General features: G+C 72.2%; 17 protein-coding genes. 13 read left to right on the forward strand and 4 right to left on the reverse strand.

Translation table 11 applies throughout. The features are described 5' to 3' along the window. Positions 1–12 precede the first annotated feature (12 nt). Together ACGFIW_RS22595 and ACGFIW_RS22600 are read left to right on the forward strand one after the other, a co-directional pair. Entirely contained in the window at positions 13–1,431 is a 1,419-nt protein-coding gene (locus tag ACGFIW_RS22595; RefSeq protein ID WP_393318917.1) for a DedA family protein, read from the forward strand. A 33-nt stretch (positions 1,432–1,464) separates the two neighbouring features. Further along, positions 1,465–2,346, forward strand: a complete 882-nt coding sequence (locus ACGFIW_RS22600) for a transglycosylase SLT domain-containing protein (RefSeq protein WP_393318920.1) — start codon at positions 1,465–1,467, stop codon at positions 2,344–2,346. A 41-nt stretch (positions 2,347–2,387) separates the two neighbouring features. On the opposite strand, the gene ACGFIW_RS22605 is transcribed toward ACGFIW_RS22600, so the two are convergent. Then, positions 2,388–4,514 (reverse strand): MMPL family transporter, encoded by a 2,127-nt coding sequence (locus ACGFIW_RS22605; protein ID WP_393318923.1) that lies wholly within the window; start codon positions 4,512–4,514, stop codon positions 2,388–2,390. A gap of 125 nt (positions 4,515–4,639) precedes the next feature. On the opposite strand from ACGFIW_RS22605, the gene ACGFIW_RS22610 reads away from it, so the two are divergent. The 5 genes from ACGFIW_RS22610 (at position 4,640) to ACGFIW_RS22630 (ending at position 9,847) form a co-directional block, all read left to right on the forward strand. Beyond that, on the forward strand, positions 4,640–5,155 hold the full coding sequence (locus tag ACGFIW_RS22610; protein ID WP_393319424.1) for a MarR family winged helix-turn-helix transcriptional regulator: 516 nt from the start codon (positions 4,640–4,642) through the stop codon (positions 5,153–5,155). Positions 5,156–5,158: 3 nt separating this feature from the next. After that, a complete protein-coding gene (locus ACGFIW_RS22615) occupies positions 5,159–6,823 on the forward strand; it encodes a CocE/NonD family hydrolase (protein WP_393318926.1) in 1,665 nt (554 codons plus the stop codon). A gap of 177 nt (positions 6,824–7,000) precedes the next feature. Beyond that, on the forward strand, positions 7,001–7,882 hold the full coding sequence (locus ACGFIW_RS22620) for a hypothetical protein (RefSeq protein ID WP_393318929.1): 882 nt from the start codon (positions 7,001–7,003) through the stop codon (positions 7,880–7,882). 112 nt (positions 7,883–7,994) lie between these two features. Continuing rightward, positions 7,995–8,570: an ArsR/SmtB family transcription factor gene (locus ACGFIW_RS22625; protein ID WP_393318932.1), complete on the forward strand. Its 576-nt coding sequence runs from the start codon at positions 7,995–7,997 to the stop codon at positions 8,568–8,570. Continuing rightward, positions 8,567–9,847: an MFS transporter gene (locus tag ACGFIW_RS22630; protein ID WP_393318935.1), complete on the forward strand. Its 1,281-nt coding sequence runs from the start codon at positions 8,567–8,569 to the stop codon at positions 9,845–9,847. The genes ACGFIW_RS22625 and ACGFIW_RS22630 overlap by 4 nt, the downstream gene beginning before the upstream one ends. Before the next feature lie 49 nt (positions 9,848–9,896). On the opposite strand, the gene ACGFIW_RS22635 is transcribed toward ACGFIW_RS22630, so the two are convergent. After that, the gene (locus ACGFIW_RS22635; RefSeq protein ID WP_007462771.1) at positions 9,897–10,100 is read right to left on the reverse strand and encodes a cold-shock protein; all 204 of its coding nucleotides are present in this window, start codon (positions 10,098–10,100) and stop codon (positions 9,897–9,899) included. Between the two features lie 193 nt (positions 10,101–10,293). Here ACGFIW_RS22635 and ACGFIW_RS22640 point away from each other — a divergent pair, with 193 nt between their 5' ends. Beyond that, a complete protein-coding gene (locus tag ACGFIW_RS22640; protein ID WP_393318938.1) occupies positions 10,294–10,977 on the forward strand; it encodes a class I SAM-dependent methyltransferase in 684 nt (227 codons plus the stop codon). A gap of 102 nt (positions 10,978–11,079) precedes the next feature. Continuing rightward, complete coding sequence (locus ACGFIW_RS22645) at positions 11,080–11,688, forward strand: DedA family protein (protein WP_393318941.1); 609 nt, start codon at positions 11,080–11,082, stop codon at positions 11,686–11,688. 360 nt (positions 11,689–12,048) lie between these two features. Here ACGFIW_RS22645 and ACGFIW_RS22650 read toward each other — a convergent pair whose 3' ends face one another. Together ACGFIW_RS22650 and ACGFIW_RS22655 are read right to left on the reverse strand one after the other, a co-directional pair. Next, on the reverse strand, positions 12,049–12,702 hold the full coding sequence (locus ACGFIW_RS22650) for an MBL fold metallo-hydrolase (RefSeq protein WP_393318944.1): 654 nt from the start codon (positions 12,700–12,702) through the stop codon (positions 12,049–12,051). 7 nt (positions 12,703–12,709) lie between these two features. Then, positions 12,710–13,426 (reverse strand): maleylpyruvate isomerase family mycothiol-dependent enzyme, encoded by a 717-nt coding sequence (locus ACGFIW_RS22655; RefSeq protein ID WP_393318947.1) that lies wholly within the window; start codon positions 13,424–13,426, stop codon positions 12,710–12,712. A gap of 179 nt (positions 13,427–13,605) precedes the next feature. Between ACGFIW_RS22655 and rsgA the strand changes: the two genes are divergently transcribed. From rsgA to uvrC, 4 genes are all read left to right on the forward strand, one after another. Beyond that, positions 13,606–14,676, forward strand: a complete 1,071-nt coding sequence (gene rsgA, locus ACGFIW_RS22660; RefSeq protein ID WP_393318950.1) for a ribosome small subunit-dependent GTPase A — start codon at positions 13,606–13,608, stop codon at positions 14,674–14,676. Between the two features lie 165 nt (positions 14,677–14,841). After that, on the forward strand, positions 14,842–17,787 hold the full coding sequence (uvrA, locus tag ACGFIW_RS22665) for an excinuclease ABC subunit UvrA (RefSeq protein WP_393318953.1): 2,946 nt from the start codon (positions 14,842–14,844) through the stop codon (positions 17,785–17,787). Between the two features lie 388 nt (positions 17,788–18,175). Then, positions 18,176–18,658: a Rieske (2Fe-2S) protein gene (locus tag ACGFIW_RS22670; protein WP_393318956.1), complete on the forward strand. Its 483-nt coding sequence runs from the start codon at positions 18,176–18,178 to the stop codon at positions 18,656–18,658. Between the two features lie 156 nt (positions 18,659–18,814). Further along, positions 18,815–20,806: an excinuclease ABC subunit UvrC gene (gene uvrC, locus ACGFIW_RS22675; RefSeq protein WP_393318959.1), complete on the forward strand. Its 1,992-nt coding sequence runs from the start codon at positions 18,815–18,817 to the stop codon at positions 20,804–20,806. The last annotated feature ends 405 nt before the right edge of the window (positions 20,807–21,211 follow it).

The raw sequence follows: 21,211 nt of genomic DNA on the forward strand, positions 1-21,211 counted from the left end.
CCGGGGGCCTGAGTGCACGACCTGTTGACCTGGGTGCAGAGTCTGCCCGCCCTGTGGATCTACCTGGTCGCCGCGCTGATCGTGGCGGGCGAGACCGCGGTGATCTTCGGCCTGCTCGTGCCGGGTGAGGCTACCCTGCTGCTCGTCGGCTTCCTCACCTACAACGGTACCTTGCGGCTCGGGCCGGCGTTGCTCGCGATGATCGTCGCCGCGGTCCTCGGTGATGGGCTGGCCTTTCGCGCCGGACGGCGCTACGGGCCCCGGCTGCGCGCCGGGCTGGGCCACCGCGTCGGCCCCGCGCGCTGGGCCAGGGCCGATGCCATGCTCGCAAGGCTCGGTGGGCGGGGTGTGTTCGCCGCCCGGTGGGTGGCGTTCGCCCGCACCCTGGTGCCCCGGCTGGCCGGCGCGGCCGGCATGCCGTACCAGCGGTTCGCACCGTGGAACCTGGCCGGGGTGCTGACCTGGGTGGGCGGCTCGGTCCTGCTCGGTCACCTCGCCGGTGAGTCGTACGACACGGTCTCCCGGCTGCTCGGCCGGGCCACCGGGGTGGCGCTGCTGCTGCTGGCCGGCATGGTGGGGGTCGTGCTCGTCGGCCGGTGGCTGGGTCGCAACCCCGACCCGGTCCGCGCGCTGTTGTCCCGGGCCGGCGCGCTGCCCCCGGTGCGCTGGCTCACCGCCCGCTACGGGGTGCTGTTCTTCCTGGTGGCCATGCGGATCGGGCCGGCCTGGACGCTGCTGCTCAATCTGGCCGCGGGGCTCCTGCTGCTGTTCGCCGCCGGGCTCGTCATCGCCGGCCTGCTCGCCGTGGCCATCCGCAACAGCGGGTTGGTCGCGCTGGACGACGCCATCGCGGGGTGGTTCGCCGCCCGGCGTACCCCGGACGCCGCCGACGCCACGATGCTCGTGGTGTCCGTGCTCCGAGGGTCGGTGTTGATCGCCCTGGTGGGGCTGGTGGCCGCGGTGCTGGCGTGGCGCAACAGGCCCTGGCGTGCGGACCTGCTCAGTGTGGTCGGCACGGTGGGTGCGTTCGTGCCGCTGGTGGTGCTGGCCGTGGCCGCCGAGGTGACAGGTGCGCACGGCACGGCGCCGGGCGTCACCGAGGTGGCCTCGCTCTCCACCCAGAACGCCGTTGTCGCGGCGAGTTTCTGCACCCTGGCCTGGCTGGTGTCGCGCAGTTCCCGCTGGCCGGTGGCGGTGGCCGCGTGGACAGCTGCCGCCGCGGGCATGCTCGGCATCGGCGGTGCGCGGCTCTACCTGGGCCTGGACACGGCCAGCGGCACCGCCGCGGCGGTGCTGCTCGGGGTGCTCTGGACTGTCGTGTTCATGGTCGCCTGGGCCACCCGGGACCGGGCGGTGGGTGACCTGGAGCAGCCGGACGACCAGGCCCGGACGCCGCCGCAGGGGCACCGCCGACCGGTGGAACCTTGCTAGGGTGCGGCGACGGTCACACGGGGAGGCACCGGGATGGTTCGGCGCACCGATCGGTTGGGCGCGGTGCTGCTCGCCGGGTTGCTGTTGTCCAGCGCGCTGGTCGGGTGCGCCACCGAGGGGGCGAGCCCGCAGGACCAGACCGGTCCGGTCGCGCTCGCCGACACGCCGTCGGACGCCCCCACCGACGAGGTCACCGCGGAGCCGAGCCCGTCGGTGAGCGCCGTGGAGTCGATGGGTGCCGCGCCGAGTCGTCGCGCGTCCCCGTCGCCGTCTCCGAAGCCGAAGAAGAAGCCGACCCGCACGGCGCCGAAGCCGCTCGCGGTGGCGAAGCCGCCCACCGAGACCATGGTCCCGCCGGCCCCGCCGAAGCCGGCACCGAGTTCCTGCAAGCCGACCTACCAGGGTGCCCAGGCGGCCCGGGCCGAGGTGAAGGCGGCGCTGACCGACGCGGCCGGCCGTTCCTACTGGCCGGTCTCCGCACCGGACATCACGGTGCCGCTCAACCTGCTCAAGGCCACCGCCTGGCAGGAGAGCGGTTGGCAGTCCAACATCCACGCCTGCGACGGCGGTGTGGGGTTGATGCAGGTGATGCCGGACACGGCGACCTGGATGAACCAGCGGTTCGAGCAGAGCTACCAGATCGACGACTACCGGGACAACGCCAGCCTCGGTGCCACCTACCTGGCCTGGGCCACCAAGTACATCGGCGACATGTACTTCGAGTCCGACTTCCGCCTCGACCCGGCCCTGTGCACCGCCGAGTTGAATTCCTGCCTGCTCAACGCGGTCATCGCCGCGTACAACGTCGGGCACGGTGCGGTGGCGCGGGAGGGTGCGCCCCTGGCCATCCCCAACCCGTCCTACGTGCGCAACGTGCGGGCGCTGATGACCGGGTGCGTCTGCCTGGACTACTGACCCGGGCGGGGCCGTGCCGGTGTCGCCACGGCCCCCGCCGGTCAGTCGCGGACGGTGACCGGCTCCGGCGGCACCGCGGTGTCCGCCGGGCGCTCCGGTGTGAGCCGGGCGGGCCACCAGAAGCGGTCTCCGAGCAGGAACGCCAGCGCCGGCACCAGGACCGTGCGGACCAGCAGGGCGTCCAGCAGGACGCCGATGCAGACGATGATGCCGATCTGGGTCAGCGTGATCAGTGGCAGCACGCCGAGCACGGCGAAGACCGCGGCGAGCAGCACCCCGGCGCTGGTGATCACGCCGCCGGTGACCCGCAGGGCGGACAGCATCCCGTCGCGGGTGCCCGCGCCGCGCGCGTCCTCCCGGGCCCGGGTGACCAGGAAGATGTTGTAGTCCACCCCGAGCGCCACCAGGAACACGAAGGCGAGCAGCAGCACCCCGCTGTCCAGTGCGGGGAAGTCCAGCACGTGGTCGAAGAGCAGCCAGGCCGCGCCGAGGCTGGCGAAGAACGACGCGATCACGGTGAGTACCAGCAACACCGGTGCGAGCAGGCCGCGCAGCAGCAGCACGAGCACCCCGGCGACCAGCAACAGGATGATCGGCAGGATGAGTCGGAGGTCACGGTCGTTGGCCTCGTCGGAGTCGTACGTGGCGGCCACGGACCCACCGACGATCGCCCCGGACGGCGCGTCGGCGCCGGCGGCGGCCGGGGGAGCGGAGTCGGGAACGGCGGCCACCGCCTCGCGCAGCGCCTCGATCGCGCGGTCCGAGGCGGTGGTGCCGGGTTCGGCGTCCAGGACCACGTCGACCTGGGCGACGGCGGCACCGGCGGCACCGGGGCGGACCGAGGCGACGCCGGGCACCACGGTGGCGGCGTCGGTGACCGCCCGCACCGCCGCCGGGGTGGTGAGCACGGCGACCGGCTGGGTGCTGCCGGCGGGGAAGGCCCTGGCCAGGATCTGTGCCCCGGTCACCGCCTCGGGTTCGGCCCGGAACTGTTCGGTCTCGGACAGGCCGGTGCGGATGCCGAGCCCACCGAGGGCCAGGCCGCCGAGCAACAGGGTGGCCAGCGTCGCGACCAGCACCGGGCGGCGTCGCACGGCGACGCCGAGTCGGCCCCAGAGCCGTCCCTCGCGGACCGGGCCGCCGACCCGGGGGACGAACGGCCAGAACAGGCCGCGGCCGAAGAGCACCAGCACGGCGGGAAGCACGAACAACGCCGAGAGCATGGCGAAGACCACACCGGTGGCGCAGGCCACCGCCAGTGCCCGGTTGGTCTCCTGCTCGCTGAACAGCAGGGTGAGGACGCCGAGCACGACCGTGCCGCCGCTGGCCAGGATGGGCTCGGCGGTGCGACGCAACGCGGCGCGCATGGCCGCGTACCGATCCTGGGCGCGGCGTAACTCCTCCCGGTAGCGGGCGATGAGCAGCAGCGCGTAGTCGGTGGCGGCACCGAAGACCAGCACGCTGGCGATGCCGGTGACCTGGCCCTGTTGGAGGTGGATGCCGACAGCCGGCACGATGACGTCCACCGCGCGCAGGGTGAGCTGCTCGGTCGCGGCGACCACGACCAGCGGCACGATCCACAAAAACGGGCTGCGGTAGGTGACCAGCAGCATCAGCGCCACGACGGCGGCGGTCACCGCGAGCAGGGTGACGTCGGCGCCGTCGAACACCGAGGAGAGGTCGGCGGTGAACGCTGGCGCACCGGTCACCTCGGCGGTCAGCCCGCCGGGCAGGTCCGCCAGGGCGGCACGCAGTTGGGTCACCGTGTCCGTGACGGCTTCCTGCCCGCCGGCGGTGTCCAGCGGCACGGCGACGAGGGCCACCGTGCCGTCCGGGGCGAGCTGGGCGGGGCTGACCTGCCCACCCACCGCGAAGCGGCGCAGGTCGTCGGCGCGGGCGCCGACGGTGGCCCGGTCGGCCTCGCTCAGCGCGCCGCCGTCGCCGCGGCTGACCACCACGACGGCCGGCTGCACGTCGCGCGACGGCAGTTGGTCCTGCAGGCGCTGCACCTGGGTCGACTGCCACCGCACGGACAGGCCGGTGGCGGAGACCGGCGCCGGGTTGTCCGGTCGGGGCGTGGCGAAGACCGCCGCGCCGACGACGATCGCGGCGGCCACGGTGAGCCAGGCGGCCAGCCTGCCGCGGGCGACTCTGGTGAACAGGGACATCAGGGTGACCTCAAGGTCCTTCGGAAGCCAAGTATCTTGATGGTCGAGATTATCGAGGGTTGTTCTATGCTGCAACCCGGGGGAACCGACGACGGGAAGAGCAGCGCGAGGTGGCGACTCACGGCATGTACCGACGGCGCGACACGCGCCGCGAGCAGCTGGTCGCGGAGATCACCAACAACCTCCGGCGGTACGCGGTGGACGCCCAACACGTCGGCCACGCCTTCGCCAACCTGCACGGCCTCAACCCGACCGACCTCCAGGCCCTGATCGCGGTGATGGACGCCGAGCTGCTCGGTGACCCGATCACCCCGGGCCGCCTCGGCGAGCAGCTCAACCTCTCCTCCGGCTCGGTCACCGCCCTGGTCGACCGGCTGGAACGGGCCGGGCACATCCGCCGCGACCGGGACACCGCCGACCGCCGCAAGGTGCTGCTGCACTACGCCGACCAGGGCGCCGCCCTGGCCATGGAGTTCTTCCAGCCGCTGGGCGCGCGCACCGACACGGTGATGGCCCGCTTCGGCGAGGACGAGCTGGAGGTGGTGCACCGGTTCATGGCGGAGATGAGCGAGTCGCTGCGGGGGCACCGGGACGCGGTGCGCGCCGCCCGGCCCGAGTCCCCCCGCGCGCCGACGGGCTGAGCGGTGCCCGACCGGCTCGTCTCCCGCCTCGCCGGCGTCGCGCTGCGGTTGCCACCGACCCGCCCCGCCCCGGTGCGGGTCACTCGCGACATCCCGGTCCGGGCCCGCGACGGTGTGGTGCTGCGCACCGATCACTACGCCCCGGGCGTCGCGGACGCGCCGACCGTGCTGATCCGCACCCCGTACGGGCGGGGCGGACCGCTGCGGCTGCTCGGCCGGCTGCTCGCCGCACGCGGCCGGCACGCGGTGATCCAGTCCTGCCGGGGCACCGGAGGGTCCGGTGGGACGTTCGCACCGCTCGTGCACGAGCGCGACGACGGGGTGGACACCCTGGACTGGCTGCGCCGCCAGCCCTGGTGGTCCGGCCGACTCGGCATGTTCGGGGTCAGCTACCAGGGTTTCGCGCAGTGGGCGCTGGCCGCCGACGCCGGTGACGAGCTGCGGGCGATGGTGGCGGTGGTGACCGCCTCGGCCACCCGGGACTCGACGTACGCGGGGGAGTCCTTCGCCCTGGACACCGTGCTGACCTGGGCGGAGCTGCTGCACGCGCAGACCGTGCCGTGGCTGGCCCGGCAGTGGGAGCTCAAGCGTGGCCAGCCCCGGCTGGCCGCCGCGCTCACGCACCTGCCGTTGGCCGCCGCCGACCGGGTGGCCACCGGCGTGACCATCCCGTTCTTCCAGGAGTGGCTGCGCCACCACACCCCGCAGGCGGCGTACTGGCGTGCGCGCGTCTTCGCCGACCGGGTCGCCCGGGTGCGGGCGCCGGTGCTCATGGTCACCGGGTGGCACGACATCTTCCTGCCCGCCCAACTCGACGACCACGCCACCCTGCGTGCCTCCGGCGCGCGACCACGCCTGGTGATCGGCCCCTGGACGCACGGCAGCCCCGGGCTGTTCGTGGGTGCCCTGCGGGAGGGGCTGGCCTGGCTCGACGAGCACCTGCTGGCTCCGTCGCCGGCCGACGGGCGGTCGCGCCGCGCCGCGTCCGCCCCGGTCCGGCTGCACGTGGGTGGTCCCGGCGGCGGCTGGCGGGACCTGCCGGACTGGCCCCCGCCGGCCACCGACACCGCCTGGCACCTGCATCCGGGCGGTGAGCTGGCGCAGCGCCCCCCGGTCGCGTCGGCACCCGACGAGTTCCGGTACGACCCGGCCGACCCCACCCCCTCGCGGGGAGGGCCGCTGCTCGTCGCCAAGCGGGCCGGCCCGGTGGACAACCGGGTGGTCGAGGCCCGCCCCGACGTGCTGACCTACACCAGTGCCCCGCTGACCAGGCCGGTCGAGGTGATCGGCCCGGTACGCGCCGAGATCCACGTCCGCGGTGAGCTGCCGCACCTGGACGTCTTCGTGCGACTGTGCGACGTGGACCGGCGCGGTCGCTCGTGGAACGTGTGCGACGGTCTGGTGCGGGTGACCCCCGAGCGTTTCCCCGTCGACGCGTTCGGGGCGTTGCGGGTCCCGGTGGCGCTCTGGCCGACCGCGTACCGGTTCGCGGCCGGACACCGGCTGCGGGTGCAGGTCGCCGGTGGCGCCCATCCGCGGTGGGCGCGCAACCCCGGCACCGGCGAACCCCTCGGCACTGCGGTGACGCTGCGTGCCGGCTGGCGGCAGGTTCTGCACGACCCGGAGCACCCGTCGGCGGTGCTGTTGCCGACCGTCCACTCAGCCTGACCGAGCCTCCAATCTAAAAAGAACCCGTCTGAGCTGGGCATTCATCGATAGTGCGGGCTATGGTTGGGTCAACGCCCGGTGCCGTGCAGTAAGCAGACCGGGATCGCCCGAAGCCCAACACCGCGTACGCGGTGTGACGTCGTACCCGGTCCCCGCCCCACCTGAGAGGGGGACCCCATGACGCGGGCCCCGGCAAACCTGTTGGCCGTCCGAAGCCTTCTTCTCACTCATCTGAACGTCGACCCGAACACCGTCCGCGCCGCCGACCTGGAGCCGGACGAGGTCGGCATCGTCGGCGACCCGGCCCACCGCGGCGGCTACCACTGCGGCTCGGACCGGGTGGTCGAAGGCGACTACTCGGTGGTCGAGTCACCCCGGGACCGGGCCGGACTGACCCTGGACGCGGCGGCGTTGGACGTCGGCCAGTTCGAGGTCCGCTCCGGCGGTCGGACCCACACCATGGCCAGCTTCTCGGTCTGGTGCGTGGCCCAGTGCGTCGCGAACGCGGCCGACACCCGGGACCTCCGCGAGATCATCTACAGCCCCGACGGCAGCACGGTGAAGCGGTGGGACCGCCTCGGCAAACGCAGCAGCGGCGACAGCTCGCACCGCTGGCACACCCACTTCAGCTTCTTTCGTGACGCCATCAAGGCCGGCCGCGACCAACGGCCGTTGTTCCGCCGCTATCTCAGCTCCATCGGACTCCTGGAGGACGACGACATGACCCCCGAAGAGCACAACTGGCTGGCCACCGTCCACAAGAACCTCACCGTGCTGGACGGCCGCTACCCGATCGGACAGATCTACACCCGGATGGCGGAGGGTCGGGACGACACCGGCGCGCCGGTGACCGGCAACTGGAACCTGCAGGCGATGACGAAGCAGCTCACCGCTCTGCAGGCCACGCTCAACGCACTGGCCGGGAAGGACTTCACCGACGAGGCGGCGATCATCGAGGGCGTCCTGGCCGGGCTCACGCCGGAGGAGATCGCCGCGGCCATTCCGCCCACCATCGCCAAGCAGGTGGCCGACGAGCTGTCCCGCCGGCTGGTCGCCTGAGCGGAGGGGCGGCCCGTAGCCGCCGGGTCGCCCCTCTCCGCGCTCCTCATCCGCAAGAGGAGTTGCGCAATACCTGTTGCGCAACATTCCTTGCGGATGTGATGGTGGAGCCATGGACAACTCCGATGTGCGTCAGGTCACCGACGCGCGGGTGCTGGCCGCCATGGCCCACCCGCTGCGCCGCCGGCTGATGGACATGCTCAAGGTGCACGGGCCCTCGACCGTCGGCCTGCTCGCCGAGCGCACCGGCCAGGCGCCGGCGAACATCAGCCACCACCTCAAGGTCCTCGCCGCCGCGGACCTGGTCACCGAGGCTCCCGAGCTGGCTCGCGACCGGCGCGAGCGGTGGTGGCGACTGGTCGCCCGAGGGGTGCGCTGGTCCAACACCGACTTCGACGCCGACCCCGCCGCCCGAGCGGTCGCCGACGCCGCCACCTCGCTCAACCTGGACCGGCAGGTCGCCCTGGCCCGAGCCTGGCACGCCGCCGACGACGCGGCGCAGGCCGCCTGGCGGGACGGGCCGTTCTCCACCGACAGGTGGTTGCACCTCACCCCCGACGAACTGGCCGAGCTGAGCCGCGAGATGATCGACCTGCTGGCCCGGTGGGGCGAGCGCGCTGTTCCCGACGACGGGGTCGAGCGCCAACCCGTGTTCGTGTTCGCGTACGGCGTTCCGGCCCGGCCGTGACCGCGGCCACCCGTACCGACCCGGGGCCGGTCCGCCCGCCCGGCGGGCTGCTGCGGCATCGGGACTTCCGGCTGCTCTGGGCCGGTCAGGCCGTCAGCAGTGTCGGCAGCAACGTCACCACCGTCGCGCTGCCGCTTGTCGCGGTGGCCGTGCTCGACGCCGGCACCTTCCAGGTGGCGGTGCTCACCGCCGCCGCCTGGCTGCCCTGGCTGCTGATCGGCCTGCCGGCCGGCGCGTGGGTCGACCGGCTGCCCCGTCGGCCGGTGATGGTGGTGTGCGACCTGTTCTGCGCGTTGGCGTTCCTCAGCGTGCCGCTGGCCGCCGTGCTGGGCCGGCTGACCGTGGCGCACCTGCTGGTGGTCGCCCTCAGCGCCGGCGCCGCGCGGGTCTTCTTCGAGACCGCCGACCAGGTGTACCTGCCGGTGGTGCTGCGACCCGAGCAACTGCCGGAGGGCAACGCGAAGCTGCACGCCACCCAGACCGTCAGCTACGTCGTCGGGCCCGGCCTCGCCGGCCTGATCGCCCAGCTCACCGGCGCCGTCGCCGCGCTGGTGCTGGACGCGTTCACGTTTCTGGCCTCCGCGATCCTTCTGCTGCGGATCCGCATCGTCGAACCACGCGCACGCCGGGCCGACCGGTCCCGAACACTGCGCCGAGACATCGCCGAGGGGCTGCGCTTCGTCATCCGGGACCCGTACCTGCGGGTGCTGACGGCCTTCGGCGCGGCCTGCAACATCGGGCTGATCGGCTACCAGGCCGTCCTGGTGGTCTTCCTGGTCCGGGAGCTTCGGCTCGAACCGGGCCTGGTGGGCGCGTTGGTCGCGGTGATGAGCGCCGGAGGGATCATCGGGGCGCTGCTCGCCACCACGGTGGGCCGCCGCTGCGGAACCGCACGGGCAGTGCTGATCGCCGGGGTGCTCACCGGCCCGCCAGCCCTGCTCATCCCGCTCGCCGCACCGGGCGTCGGGCTGGTCTGGCCGGCCCTCGGCGGGGTGCTGATCGGCCTCGGCGTGGCCATCGGCAACGTGGTCAAGGGTGCCTTCCGGCAGACCTACACGCCGCACCACCTGCTCGGCCGGGTGACGGTGAGCATGCATCTGCTCAACTACGGCACGATCCCGCTCGCGGCCGTGCTCGCCGGAGCCCTCGGCGCGCGCTACGGCCCCGGGACAGCGATATTCGTGATGACCGCCTGGTTGGCGCTCACCCCGTTGATCCTGTTGATCGGGCCGATCCGGAGGCGGCGGGACCTGCCCGCCGCCCCGGTGGCGTCTTGAGTGCGCTGCGACGGCGGCCGGGAGACCGGCCGCCGTCACCGGCACGGAGCTACATCGGGCGGACGTTGTCCGCCTGCGGACCCTTCTGCCCCTGGGTCACCTCGAACTCGACCTTCTGGCCCTCGTTGAGCTCCCGGTAGCCGCTCGAGGCGATGGCGGAGTAGTGGACGAACACGTCCGGCCCTCCACCGTCCTGCTCGATGAAACCGAAGCCCTTTTCCGAGTTGAACCACTTAACCGTGCCGGTTGCCATGCATCTCTCCCTGTTCAAAGCGGCTGACCCTCGGCCTCTGGCCGATGATCGCCCGTACCTGTCCGACAGTAACGGGCAAAACCCGGATCCGCTGGCCGAAGTGCCGTAGGTCTTCGGGTGAAGTCGGGTGAACTCTGCGCGCCGGCGCGCGAAACCCACCCCTACCACCCGCCGCTGGGGCATGCTTGCGCCGATGAAGGGTGCCGCAGCCGACGCGCTGACCGAGCTGGAGCGCGAGATCGACGCGCCCGGCGACGGCCTGGACCGGCTCCGGTTGGTGCCCACTCCGTTCGTTCCCGAGGTGCGGCTGCACCTGGCCGAGGACGCGATCGTCTGGTGGGCCCGGATGGAGGCCGCCGTCGGGCATCCCCTGCCAGCCCCGTACTGGGCGTCCGCCTGGGCCGGAGGCCAGGCCCTGGCCCGCCACCTCCTGGACCACCCGGAGTTGGCCGCCGGTCGTCGGGTGCTCGACCTCGCCTCCGGCTCGGGGCTGGTGGCCATCGCCGCCGCGCTGGCCGGTGCCGCGGAAGTGGTCGCCAACGACATCGACCCGTACGCCGTCGCCGCCGTCACCCTCAACGCCCGGGCCAACCGGGTCGCCGTCGACGTCTTCGGGGACGACCTGCTCGACGACACCGACTCGGAGGCCGACCTGGTGGTCGCCGGAGACGTCTTCTACGACCGCGCGATGGCCGACCGGATGCTGCCCTTCCTCCAGAGGGTCGCCGCCAGGGGCACCGACGTGTTGGTCGGTGACCCCGACCGGGGGCACCTGCCAGCGGACCGCCTGACCGTCCTGGCCGACTACCCGGTACCCACCACCGAACCCTCGGTGGACTCGTCGTTACGCCGGGTGCGGGTGCTGCGGCCCGTCTGAGCGCGGATGCCACCTCAGGGACGACCCCGAGGCCGATACCAGGGGGCCCTGGGGGCTGAAACCCGATGTCCGCAGTGGTGCGACGGCCCTAGCGTGGGTGACATGACGCAATGGCTGGCCCAGATCGGCGACCTGCCCATCCTGCTACTGATGGGTGCGCTCGGGCTCGTCATGCTCTTCGATGCCGTACCCCTGCTGGGTGTCCTGGTCCCCGGCGACGTGGCGATCCTGGCTGCCGTCGGGGTGGGCCGCCCGACCACCGGGCTGGCGACCTTCGCCGCGGTGCTGATCGGCTGTCTGGCCGGCTGGTCGCTGAGTTTCGTGATCGGCCGCCGTTACTCCGAGCGGTTGCGACACAGCCGGATCGGCGACTGGATCGGCGAGACGCGCTGGACCGCGGCCGAGGGGATCCTGCGTCGCGGCGGCGGTCGGATGATGGTCGTCGCGCCGTTCCTGCCCGTGTTCAACGCGCTGCTGCCGCTGGCCGCCGGCGGGCTACGGATGTCGTACCGTCGATTCCTCGGCTGCGCGGCGCTCGGCGCCGCCGCCTGGGCCGGTCTCTACCTCGCGCTGGGCACCGCATCCCGATCGCTGGCCGGGCTGCTGCCGGGGGACCCCAGCCCGCTGCTGGTGACCATGGGGGTCGGGATGGCGCTGGCCTCCGTCGTGCTGCTGGGGGCGCGGCGGCGGTTGTTCGCCGTCGCTGGCTGAGGGTGGGGCGGGGCCGGCTTGCGGTGTGGGGCCGGCTTGCGGTGGGGCCGGTTGCGGTGGGGGGCGGGGCCTGCCGTGCCCGGCTCCGGGCGGTCAGGCACCGGCGTCCCCGAACCGCCCCCACCGGGCATGATCCACTCGCGTTCATGAAAATCGGGGCATCCCGGACGCCCGGACACCCCGATCTCAAGAAAACCGAGTCGATCATGCCCAGTCGCGGGCGAACTGATCCCTGCGCCGGGCACGGCAGGCCCCGCCCCCGTCGGGGTTGCGGCTCGTCCGGTGGTGCCGCGCCCCACCTGGGGTGTTGATCTTGGGCGCTCTCGGTCGGCGTCTGGTTCTTCGTGTGTGGGGTGGGGGTTACCAGCCTCTTGCTTTCCACTGAGGGAGGGCGGGGCGCTCGGCTCCCAGGGTGCTGTCCTTGCCGTGGCCGGGGTAGAACCAGGTGTCGTCCGGGAGTTTGTCGAACAGCTTGTGCTCGACGTCGTCGATCAGCGCGGCGAAGCGCTCCGGGTCCTTGTCCGTGTTGCCAACGCCACCCGGAAAAAGACTGTCGCCGGTGAAGAGGTGCGGGGTGCCGGCCGGGTCGCGGTAGAGCAGTGCGATCGAGCCCGGCGTGTGCCCCTTGATGTGGATGACCTCCAGCGCGCAGTCGCCGACCGGCACCGTGTCGCCGTCGGCGAGACGCTCCGCCTCGATCGGCAGCCCGTCCGCGTCGTCGGCGTGCACCAGTGCCCGCGCGCCCGTCTTGGCGACCACCTCCTCCAGCGCCACCCAGTGGTCCATGTGCTGGTGGGTCGTCACCACGGCGGTGAGCCCGCCGTCGCCGATCAGCTCCAGCAGCCGGGGCGCCTCGTTGGCGGCGTCGATCAGCACCTGGTCGCCGGTGCCCGTGCAACGCAGCAGGTAGGCGTTGTTGTCCATCGGGCCCACCGACAGTTTGCTGATGGTGAGCCCGTCCAGCTCGCGTACCGCCGGCGCGCCGCCGTGGGTGACGTCTCCGCTGTAAGTCATGACGTTTCTAGATCCATTCCGGTGGAGTAGGCAGGGGACCGTCGGGCGTGACGGAGAGCGGGCTGCCGTCGGCACGGCCGATCAGCCAGGCGGCGAGGTCGGAAACGGGACCGGCGACGATCGGGGCGCCGGCACGGTCGCCGAGCACCACGTCGTGCTCGCTCCCGTCCGCGCGTAGCACCATCGACGGCGGCGTGGGCCCGGTGGCGTGATGGCTGGCGGCCTCGCGCAGCAGCCGGTGGGCGAACGTGGCCGACCAGTCGGCGGCGCCGTAGCCGGCGGCGAGGTCGAGGTGGTGCACCTCGATCTCCCGCAGGCGACCCCAGACGAGCAGCGCGGCCGGCCACGGGCCCATCCGCGCCTGCACCGTCGCCGCCCACGCCTCGGCCGGCATCGCCGCGACCGCCTCGGCGAACAGGTCCGCGGTGCGCCGCAGGTCGTCCAGGTGCTCGGCGGGTGGTCGACCCGAGCCGGTCTCGATGTCCGCGTTGCGGACCTCAAGCGAGGCGTACATCGGCAGCGCCGCGCCGGTGCGGGCCGCCGTGAGCAGGTTGACGAAGCCGTCGGCGTTGCGCGCCAGGTGCGCCAGCACGTGGCCGCGCGTCCAGCCCGGCAGCAGCGACGCGCCGGCCAGGTCCGCGGCGTCGAAAGACGCTGCGGTACGCAGGAGTCGGCTGGTGGCCGCGTCCACCTCGCCCATCAGTAGGAGCGGATCCGTGGTCACCCGTCGACCCTAGCGGTCCGCCGCCCGCGCCGTCGCCGGGGAAATCGCTTTCGGCGCGTCGGCGGGCGACCTACCGTCAGCGGCAGACGCGGCACCGGGACATCGGACGGAGGTGGTGATCATGCCGGACGTGGCACGCGTGTTCCGCCATCACCTGCTTCGACACCGATGAGGATGCCATGACGATCGATCTGACCGCGCTCGGCTGGGACGCCGAGCGGGCCACGTACGCCGCGCGACGCGGCGAGCACCAGCCGGGCCGGGTGGCCCGGGTGGACCGGGGGGTCTGCACGGTGCTCACGGCGGCCGGCCCGATCCGGGCCAGCCTGGGCCCGGCGGTGCTGGCCACCGCGGCCGGCGACCCGTCCGCGTTGCCCTGCGTCGGAGACTGGGTGTTGCTCACCCACTGGCCGGACCACCGCGTCACCGTGGAGGCGGTGCTGCCGCGGCGGGGCGCGTTGATCCGGCGTACCGCCGGCAAGGACTCCAGCGGCCAGGTGCTGGCCGCCAACCTGGACGCGGCCGCCGTGGTGGAGCCGGTGCACCCCGAGCCGGACGTCGGCCGCATCGAGCGGTTGCTCTCGCTGGCCCACGAGTCCGGCGCCCGGCCGCTCGTCGTGCTGACGAAGGCCGACCTCGCGGCCGACCCGGCCGCGCTGGCCCGCCAGCTCGCCGCGGTCGCCCCGGGGGTGCCGGTGCTGCCGGTCAGCGCCGAACACGGCGTCGGGCTGGGCCCGCTGCGCGCCGAGGTGGCCCCCGGCCGCACGCTCGGCCTGCTCGGGCCGTCCGGGGCAGGCAAGTCGAGTCTGGTCAACGCCCTGGTCGGGGCGGTGATGATGCCCACACAGGCGATCCGGCGCGTCGACGGCAAGGGTCGGCACACCACGACCTGGCGGGCGCTCGTACCGATCCCCGGCGGCGGTGCCGTGATCGACACGCCCGGGGTGCGCGCGGTGGGCCTGCTGGACGGCGCGGTCGGGCTCGACCGGGCGTTCGCCGACATCGCCGGGCTGGCCGAGGGCTGCCGGTACGCCGACTGCGGCCACGACGGCGAGCCCGCCTGCGCGGTCCGCGAGGCGTTGCAGACCGGCGAACTCCCCACCCGCCGGTGGGAGAGCTGGCGACGCCTACAGGGGGAGCTGTCCCACGAGAGCCGACGGCGGGAAGCGCGGGTGGCGGCGGAGCGGCGTGGCGGATGGCGTTCGGCCCGGCGACGGACCGCCCGGCCCCCGTCGCCCGGGGGGTACTGACCGGCGGCCGACCGGGCTGAGCTGGGGGAATGTGCGGGCGCGGGAAACTGTCATACCTCGGGGCTAGAGTTGCCGAGGCGTGTTTTCCGCGCCCGCACGACCGCTCAGATCATCCCAGAGCGGGACAGATCCTTCGCTTCGTCTTCTCCCGGGAGTACACGCACCGTGGTCGACCGACTGATCATCCGTGGCGCGCGCGAGCACAATCTGCGTGACGTCAGTCTCGACCTGCCCCGGGACGCACTCATCGTGTTCACCGGGCTGTCCGGGTCGGGCAAGTCGAGCCTGGCCTTCGACACGATCTTCGCCGAGGGTCAACGCCGCTACGTCGAGTCGCTCTCGTCGTACGCCCGGCAGTTCCTCGGCCAGATGGACAAGCCAGACGTCGACTTCATCGAGGGCCTGAGCCCCGCCGTCTCCATCGACCAGAAGTCCACCTCGCGCAACCCGCGTTCGACAGTCGGCACCATCACCGAGGTCTACGACTACCTGCGCCTGCTCTACGCCCGCATCGGCGAGCCGCACTGCCCGGTCTGTGGTGAGCGGATCTCCCGGCAGAGCCCCCAGCAGATCGTCGACCGGGTCCTCGCGATGGCCGAGGGCACCAAGTTCATGGTGCTCGCGCCGGTCATTCGCGGCCGCAAGGGCGAGTATGTCGACCTCTTCGCCGAGTTGCAGGCCAAGGGCTACGCCCGGGCCCGGGTCGACGGCGTGGTGCACCCGCTGACCGAGCCGCCGAAGCTCAAGAAGCAGGAGAAGCACACCATCGAGGTGGTGATCGACCGCCTCACCGTCAAGGCGAGCGCCAAGCAGCGGCTGACCGACTCGGTCGAGGCCGCCCTGGGCCTGTCCAGCGGCCTGGTGCTGCTCGACTTCGTCGACCTCCCGGAGGACGACCCGGACCGGGAGCGCCGCTACTCCGAGCACCTGGCCTGCCCCAACGACCACCCGCTGGCCATCGAGGATCTGGAGCCCCGGGTCTTCTCCTTCAACGCGCCGTACGGCGCCTGCCCGGAGTGCACCGGCCTGGGCACCAAGAAGGAGGTCGACCCGGAGCTGCTGGTCCCCGACCCGGAGCGCAGCCTGCGCGAGGGCGCCATCCAGCCCTGGGCGACCGGGCACAATCTGGAATACTTCCTGCGCCTGCTGGAGGCGCTCGGCGAGGCCCAGCACTTCGACGTGGACACCCCGTGGCGGGCGTTGCCGGCGCGGGCGCAGAAGACGATCCTGCACGGCTCCGACGACCAGGTGCACGTGCGCTACCGCAACAAGTACGGTCGCGAGCGCTCCTACTACACCGGCTTCGAGGGCGTGGTGCAGTGGATCGAGCGCCGGCACTCCGACACCGAGTCCGAGTGGTCCCGCGACAAGTACGAGGGCTACATGCGCGACGTGCCGTGCGCGGCCTGTGGCGGCGCCCGACTCAAGCCCGAGGTGCTCGCGGTCACCCTCGCCGGCAAGAGCATCGCCGAGGTCTGCAACCTGTCCGTGGGGGAGTGCGCCGACCTGCTCGCCGGCATCGAGCTGACCGACCGGCAGAAGCTGATCGCCGAGCGCGTCCTCAAGGAGATCAACGCCCGGTTGCGGTTCCTGCTCGACGTGGGCCTCGACTACCTCTCGCTGGACCGGCCGGCCGGCACCCTGTCCGGCGGTGAGGCGCAGCGCATCCGGCTGGCCACCCAGATCGGCTCCGGCCTGGTGGGCGTTCTCTACGTGCTCGACGAGCCCTCGATCGGGCTGCACCAGCGCGACAACCACCGGCTGATCGAGACCCTGATCCGGCTGCGGGGCCTGGGCAACACGCTGATCGTGGTCGAGCACGACGAGGACACCATCCGCACCGCCGACTGGATCGTCGACATCGGGCCCGGCGCGGGCGAGCACGGCGGCAAGATCGTGCACAGCGGCTCGGTGCCCGCCCTGCTGAAGAACAAGGAGTCGATCACCGGGGCGTACCTGTCCGGAAAGCGGTCGATCCCGACGCCGAAGACGCGCCGCCCGCAGGACGCGGCCCGGGAGTTGGTGGTGCACGGCGCGCGTGAGCACAACCTGCGCAACCTGACCGTCCCGTTCCCGCTGGGCCAGCTGATCGCCGTCACCGGTGTGAGTGGCTCGGGCAAGTCGACGCTTGTCAACGACATCCTCTACGCGGTGCTGGCCAACCAGATCAACGGCGCCCGACTGGTCCCCGGTCGACACACCCGGGTCTCCGGTCTGGAGCACGTGGACAAGGTCGTCGGCGTGGACCAGTCGCCGATCGGCCGGACGCCGCGCTCCAACCCAGCCACGTACACCGGGGTCTGGGACCACGTCCGCAAGCTCTTCGCGGAGACCACCGAGGCGAAGGTGCGCGGGTACGGGCCGGGTCGGTTCTCGTTCAACGTCAAGGGCGGGCGCTGCGAGGCGTGCTCCGGCGACGGCACCATCAAGATCGAGATGAACTTCCTGCCCGACGTGTACGTCCCCTGCGAGGTCTGCAAGGGTGCCCGGTACAACAGGGAGACCCTGGAGGTGCACTACAAGGGCAAGACCGTCTCGGACGTGCTGGAGATGCCGATCGAGGAGGCCGCCGAGTTCTTCTCCGCCATCCCGGCCATCCACCGGCACCTGAAGACCCTTGTCGACGTCGGCCTCGGCTACGTCCGCCTCGGTCAGCCCGCGCCGACTCTCTCCGGCGGTGAGGCGCAGCGGGTCAAGCTCGCCTCCGAGTTGCAGAAGCGCTCCACCGGGCGGACGGTCTACGTGCTCGACGAGCCGACCACCGGCCTGCACTTCGAAGACATCCGCAAGCTGCTGATGGTGCTGGAAGGTCTCGTCGACAAGGGCAACACGGTGATCACCATCGAGCACAACCTCGACGTGATCAAGACGGCCGACTGGCTGATCGACATGGGTCCGGAGGGCGGTCACCGGGGCGGCACCGTGCTCGCCACCGGCACCCCCGAGGAGGTCGCCGAGGTGACCGAGAGCCACACCGGCCAGTTCCTGCGCCAGGTGCTCAAGCTCGACGGTGCGGCCAAGGGCGCGGCCGGCGCCACCACCCGGGCGGCCAAGGCCAACGGCGTCACCAAGGCGCGGGCCAGCCGTAAGGTGCCCGCCGCCGCGCGCTGACCTCGGGAGGCGGGTCCGGCCGGCCTCGTGCGTGCGGTCCTCCGGGGGCGGTCTGTCGGTGGTCCGGCCGGCCTCGTGCGGGCGGTCTGTGGGTGGTCCGGCCGGCCTCGTGCGGGCGGTCTGTGGGTGGTCCGGCCGGCCTCGTGCGGGCGGTCTGTGGGTGGTCCGGCCGGGCTCGTCCGGGGCGGGTGCGGTCCGGTCGGGTCGCGCTGCGGCGGTCCACGATCGCCGTCGCGCGTGTGCATCGCGGCGTGCGGCTGGCGGGAGGGGCCGCCGCGTCCGAATTCGGGGTCGCACGCATGCGGTGGTGAACCATCCGGCACAGTTGCCCGTGTGGACAGGTGTGACCGGGTCTTGACCGGCGCAGCGGGCTAGAGAGAGGCGAGGCATGAGTGACGATCAGGCGCTGACCGGTCCGGGGACGCACACGCGTCGTACCCTGCTCACCGGTGTCGGGGCAGTCGGCGCGGCCGTCGTCCTGGCTGCCTGCGGCAGTGACGACGGCAACGGCAGCGGGGCCCCCACCAGTGGTGGCCCGGCGGTTCCCAGCAGCGGTGACGCCGGCGGCGGTGACCGGCAGGGTGCCCAGTCCCTGGCCACCACCGCCGACATCCCGGTCGGTGGCGGCAAGGTCCTCGCCGCCGAGGGTGTCGTCATCACCCAGCCGGTGGCCGGCCAGTTCAAGGGCTTCAGCCCGATCTGCACCCACCAGAACTGCCCGGTGACGAACGTCGACGGCGGCACCATCAACTGCACGTGCCACGGCAGTAAGTTCTCGATCGACGACGGCTCGGTGAAGGCCGGCCCCGCCACCAAGCCGCTGCCGCCCAAGAACATCAAGGTGACCGGCGACCAGATCTCGCTCGCCTGACCGGCCGGGGGCGCGGCCAGCGCTCCCGCTACATGATCGACTCGTGTTCCGGGTGGTCGGGGTGTCCGCGGCCTGCCGACACCCCGACTTTCCGGGGCACCGAGTGGATCTAGCGCCTGCTACGGGCTGTCGGTGGTGCGGACTAGGCTTGTTGGTGTGGCTGACCCCTCGACCTACCGCCCCGCACCCGGCACCATCCCGGAGCTACCGGGGGTCTACCGCTTCCGCGACGGCACCGGCCGGGTGATCTACGTCGGCAAGGCGAGAAATCTGCGCAGCCGGCTCAACTCCTACTTCGGCGACGTCTGGAACCTGCACGAGCGCACCCGCCAGATGGTCACCACCGCCGAGTCGGTGGACTGGATCACCGTCGGCACCGAGGTCGAGGCGCTCCAGCAGGAGTTCACCTGGATCAAGCAGTACGACCCGCGGTTCAACGTCCGCTACCGCGACGACAAGTCGTACCCCTATCTGGCCGTCACCCTCAACGAGGAATACCCACGGCTGCAGGTGATGCGTGGCGCCAAGCGCAAGGGGGTGCGCTACTTCGGCCCGTACTCGCACGCCTGGGCCATCCGGGAGACCCTCGACCTGCTGCTGCGGGTGTTCCCCGCCCGGACGTGCTCCGCCGGCGTGTTCAAACGCGCCGGCCAGGTTGGTCGTCCCTGCCTGCTCGGCTACATCGGCAAGTGCTCGGCACCGTGCGTCGGCACCGTCTCCGCCGACGAACACCGCGCCATCGTGGACGGGTTCTGCGACTTCATGGCCGGGCGCACCGACACCATGGTTCGCAAGATCGAGCGTGAGATGACCGAGGCGAGCGAGCACCTGGAGTTCGAGCGGGCCGCCAAGCTGCGCGACGACGTGGCCGCCCTGCGCCGTGCCATGGAGAAGCAGACAGTGGTGTTGGGCGACGGCACCGACGCCGACGTGGTCGCGTTCGCCGACGACCCGCTCGAAGCGGCCGTGCAGGTCTTCCACGTTCGTGACGGCCGGGTCCGCGGCCAGCGCGGCTGGGTGGTGGAGAAGACCGAGGATCTGACCACCGGCGACCTGGTGCACCACTTCTGCACCCAGGTGTACGGCGGCGAGCACGGCGAGACCGACGTGCCCCGGGAGCTGCTGGTGCCCGAGCTGCCCGCCGACGCCGAGGCGCTGGCGGACTGGCTCTCCAACCATCGGGGCAGCCGGGTGTCACTGCGGGTGCCGCAGCGCGGTGACAAGCGCTCACTGATGGAGACGGTCGAGCGCAACGCCAAGGACGCGCTGGCCCGGCACAAACTGAAGCGTTCCGGTGACCTCACCACCCGGGGCAGGGCACTTGACGAAATCAGCGAGGCGCTGGACATGCGCACCTCGCCGCTGCGCATCGAGTGCTTCGACATCTCCCAGATCCAGGGCACCGACGTGGTGGCCAGCATGGTGGTCTTCGAGGACGGGTTGCCCCGCAAGAGCGAATACCGGCGGTTCATCGTCCGTGGCGCCACCGACGACCTCTCCGCGATGTCCGAGGTGCTGCGCCGCCGTTTCGCCCGCTACCTGGACGCGAGGGCCGAGACGGGCGAGGTCGGTGTGGAGTCGGCCGACGACCCGGCCGCCCCGCAGGACGCGGTTGAGCCACAGGTCGGCGTGCTGATCGATCCGACCACCGGCCGGCCGCGCAAGTTCGCGTACCCCCCGCAGTTGGTGGTCGTCGACGGCGGCGCCCCACAGGTCGCGGCCGCCGCGCAGGCCCTCGCCGACCTGGGCATCGACGATGTGGCACTGTGCGGTCTGGCCAAGCGGCTGGAGGAGGTCTGGCTCCCGGACGACGAGTTCCCGGTCATCCTGCCGCGCACCTCGGAGGGCCTCTACCTGCTCCAACGGGTTCGCGACGAGGCCCACCGGTTCGCCATCACCTTCCATCGACAGCGCCGCTCGAAGCGGATGACCGAGTCGGCACTCGATCACGTGGCCGGCCTCGGCGAGGTACGGCGCAAGGCGTTGCTGCGGCACTTCGGCTCACTCAAACGACTCTCCGCCGCGACAGTCGAGGAGATCACCGAGGTCCCCGGGGTCGGTCGACGTACCGCCGAGGCGATCCTGACCGCCCTCGACAAGGACATGAAGACCGACGAAACCGCGGAGGCGAAGCCCAGCGCCACCTGAGCACTGTCGTCGTCCGCCCGGCGGGGGCGGCTGTCGGCTCATGCCGACTGTCGTCCGCCCGGCCTGGGGAGGTGACCGACCAGTTCATGCGGAATGTTGTCGTATGTCCGGACTGGGGGCGGCCAACGAGCGGCGAAGGTGGACATGATCCACTCGTGTTTCATGAAGTCGGGCTGTCCTCGGCGCTCGGTCACCGCGGTTTCAGCAAACCCGAGTCGATCATGCCGACTTGACCCCGCCGTGGGGCGGCCGAGTGGGTTGATTGTCTGTTTTGTTCGGCAGTGTCCTGTGGTCGGGGTCATCGTGGCCGTGGAATGGGGGGGCGGGCGGGGTCGTTATACCTGGCATGCCGCCGTAGCCCCCGGGCTCTGGTGTGCGGCGACCCCTCGGGAACATCCGCCGGGG

Source organism: Micromonospora sp. NPDC048935 (assembly GCF_043197875.1).
GTDB lineage: Bacteria > Actinomycetota > Actinomycetes > Mycobacteriales > Micromonosporaceae > Micromonospora.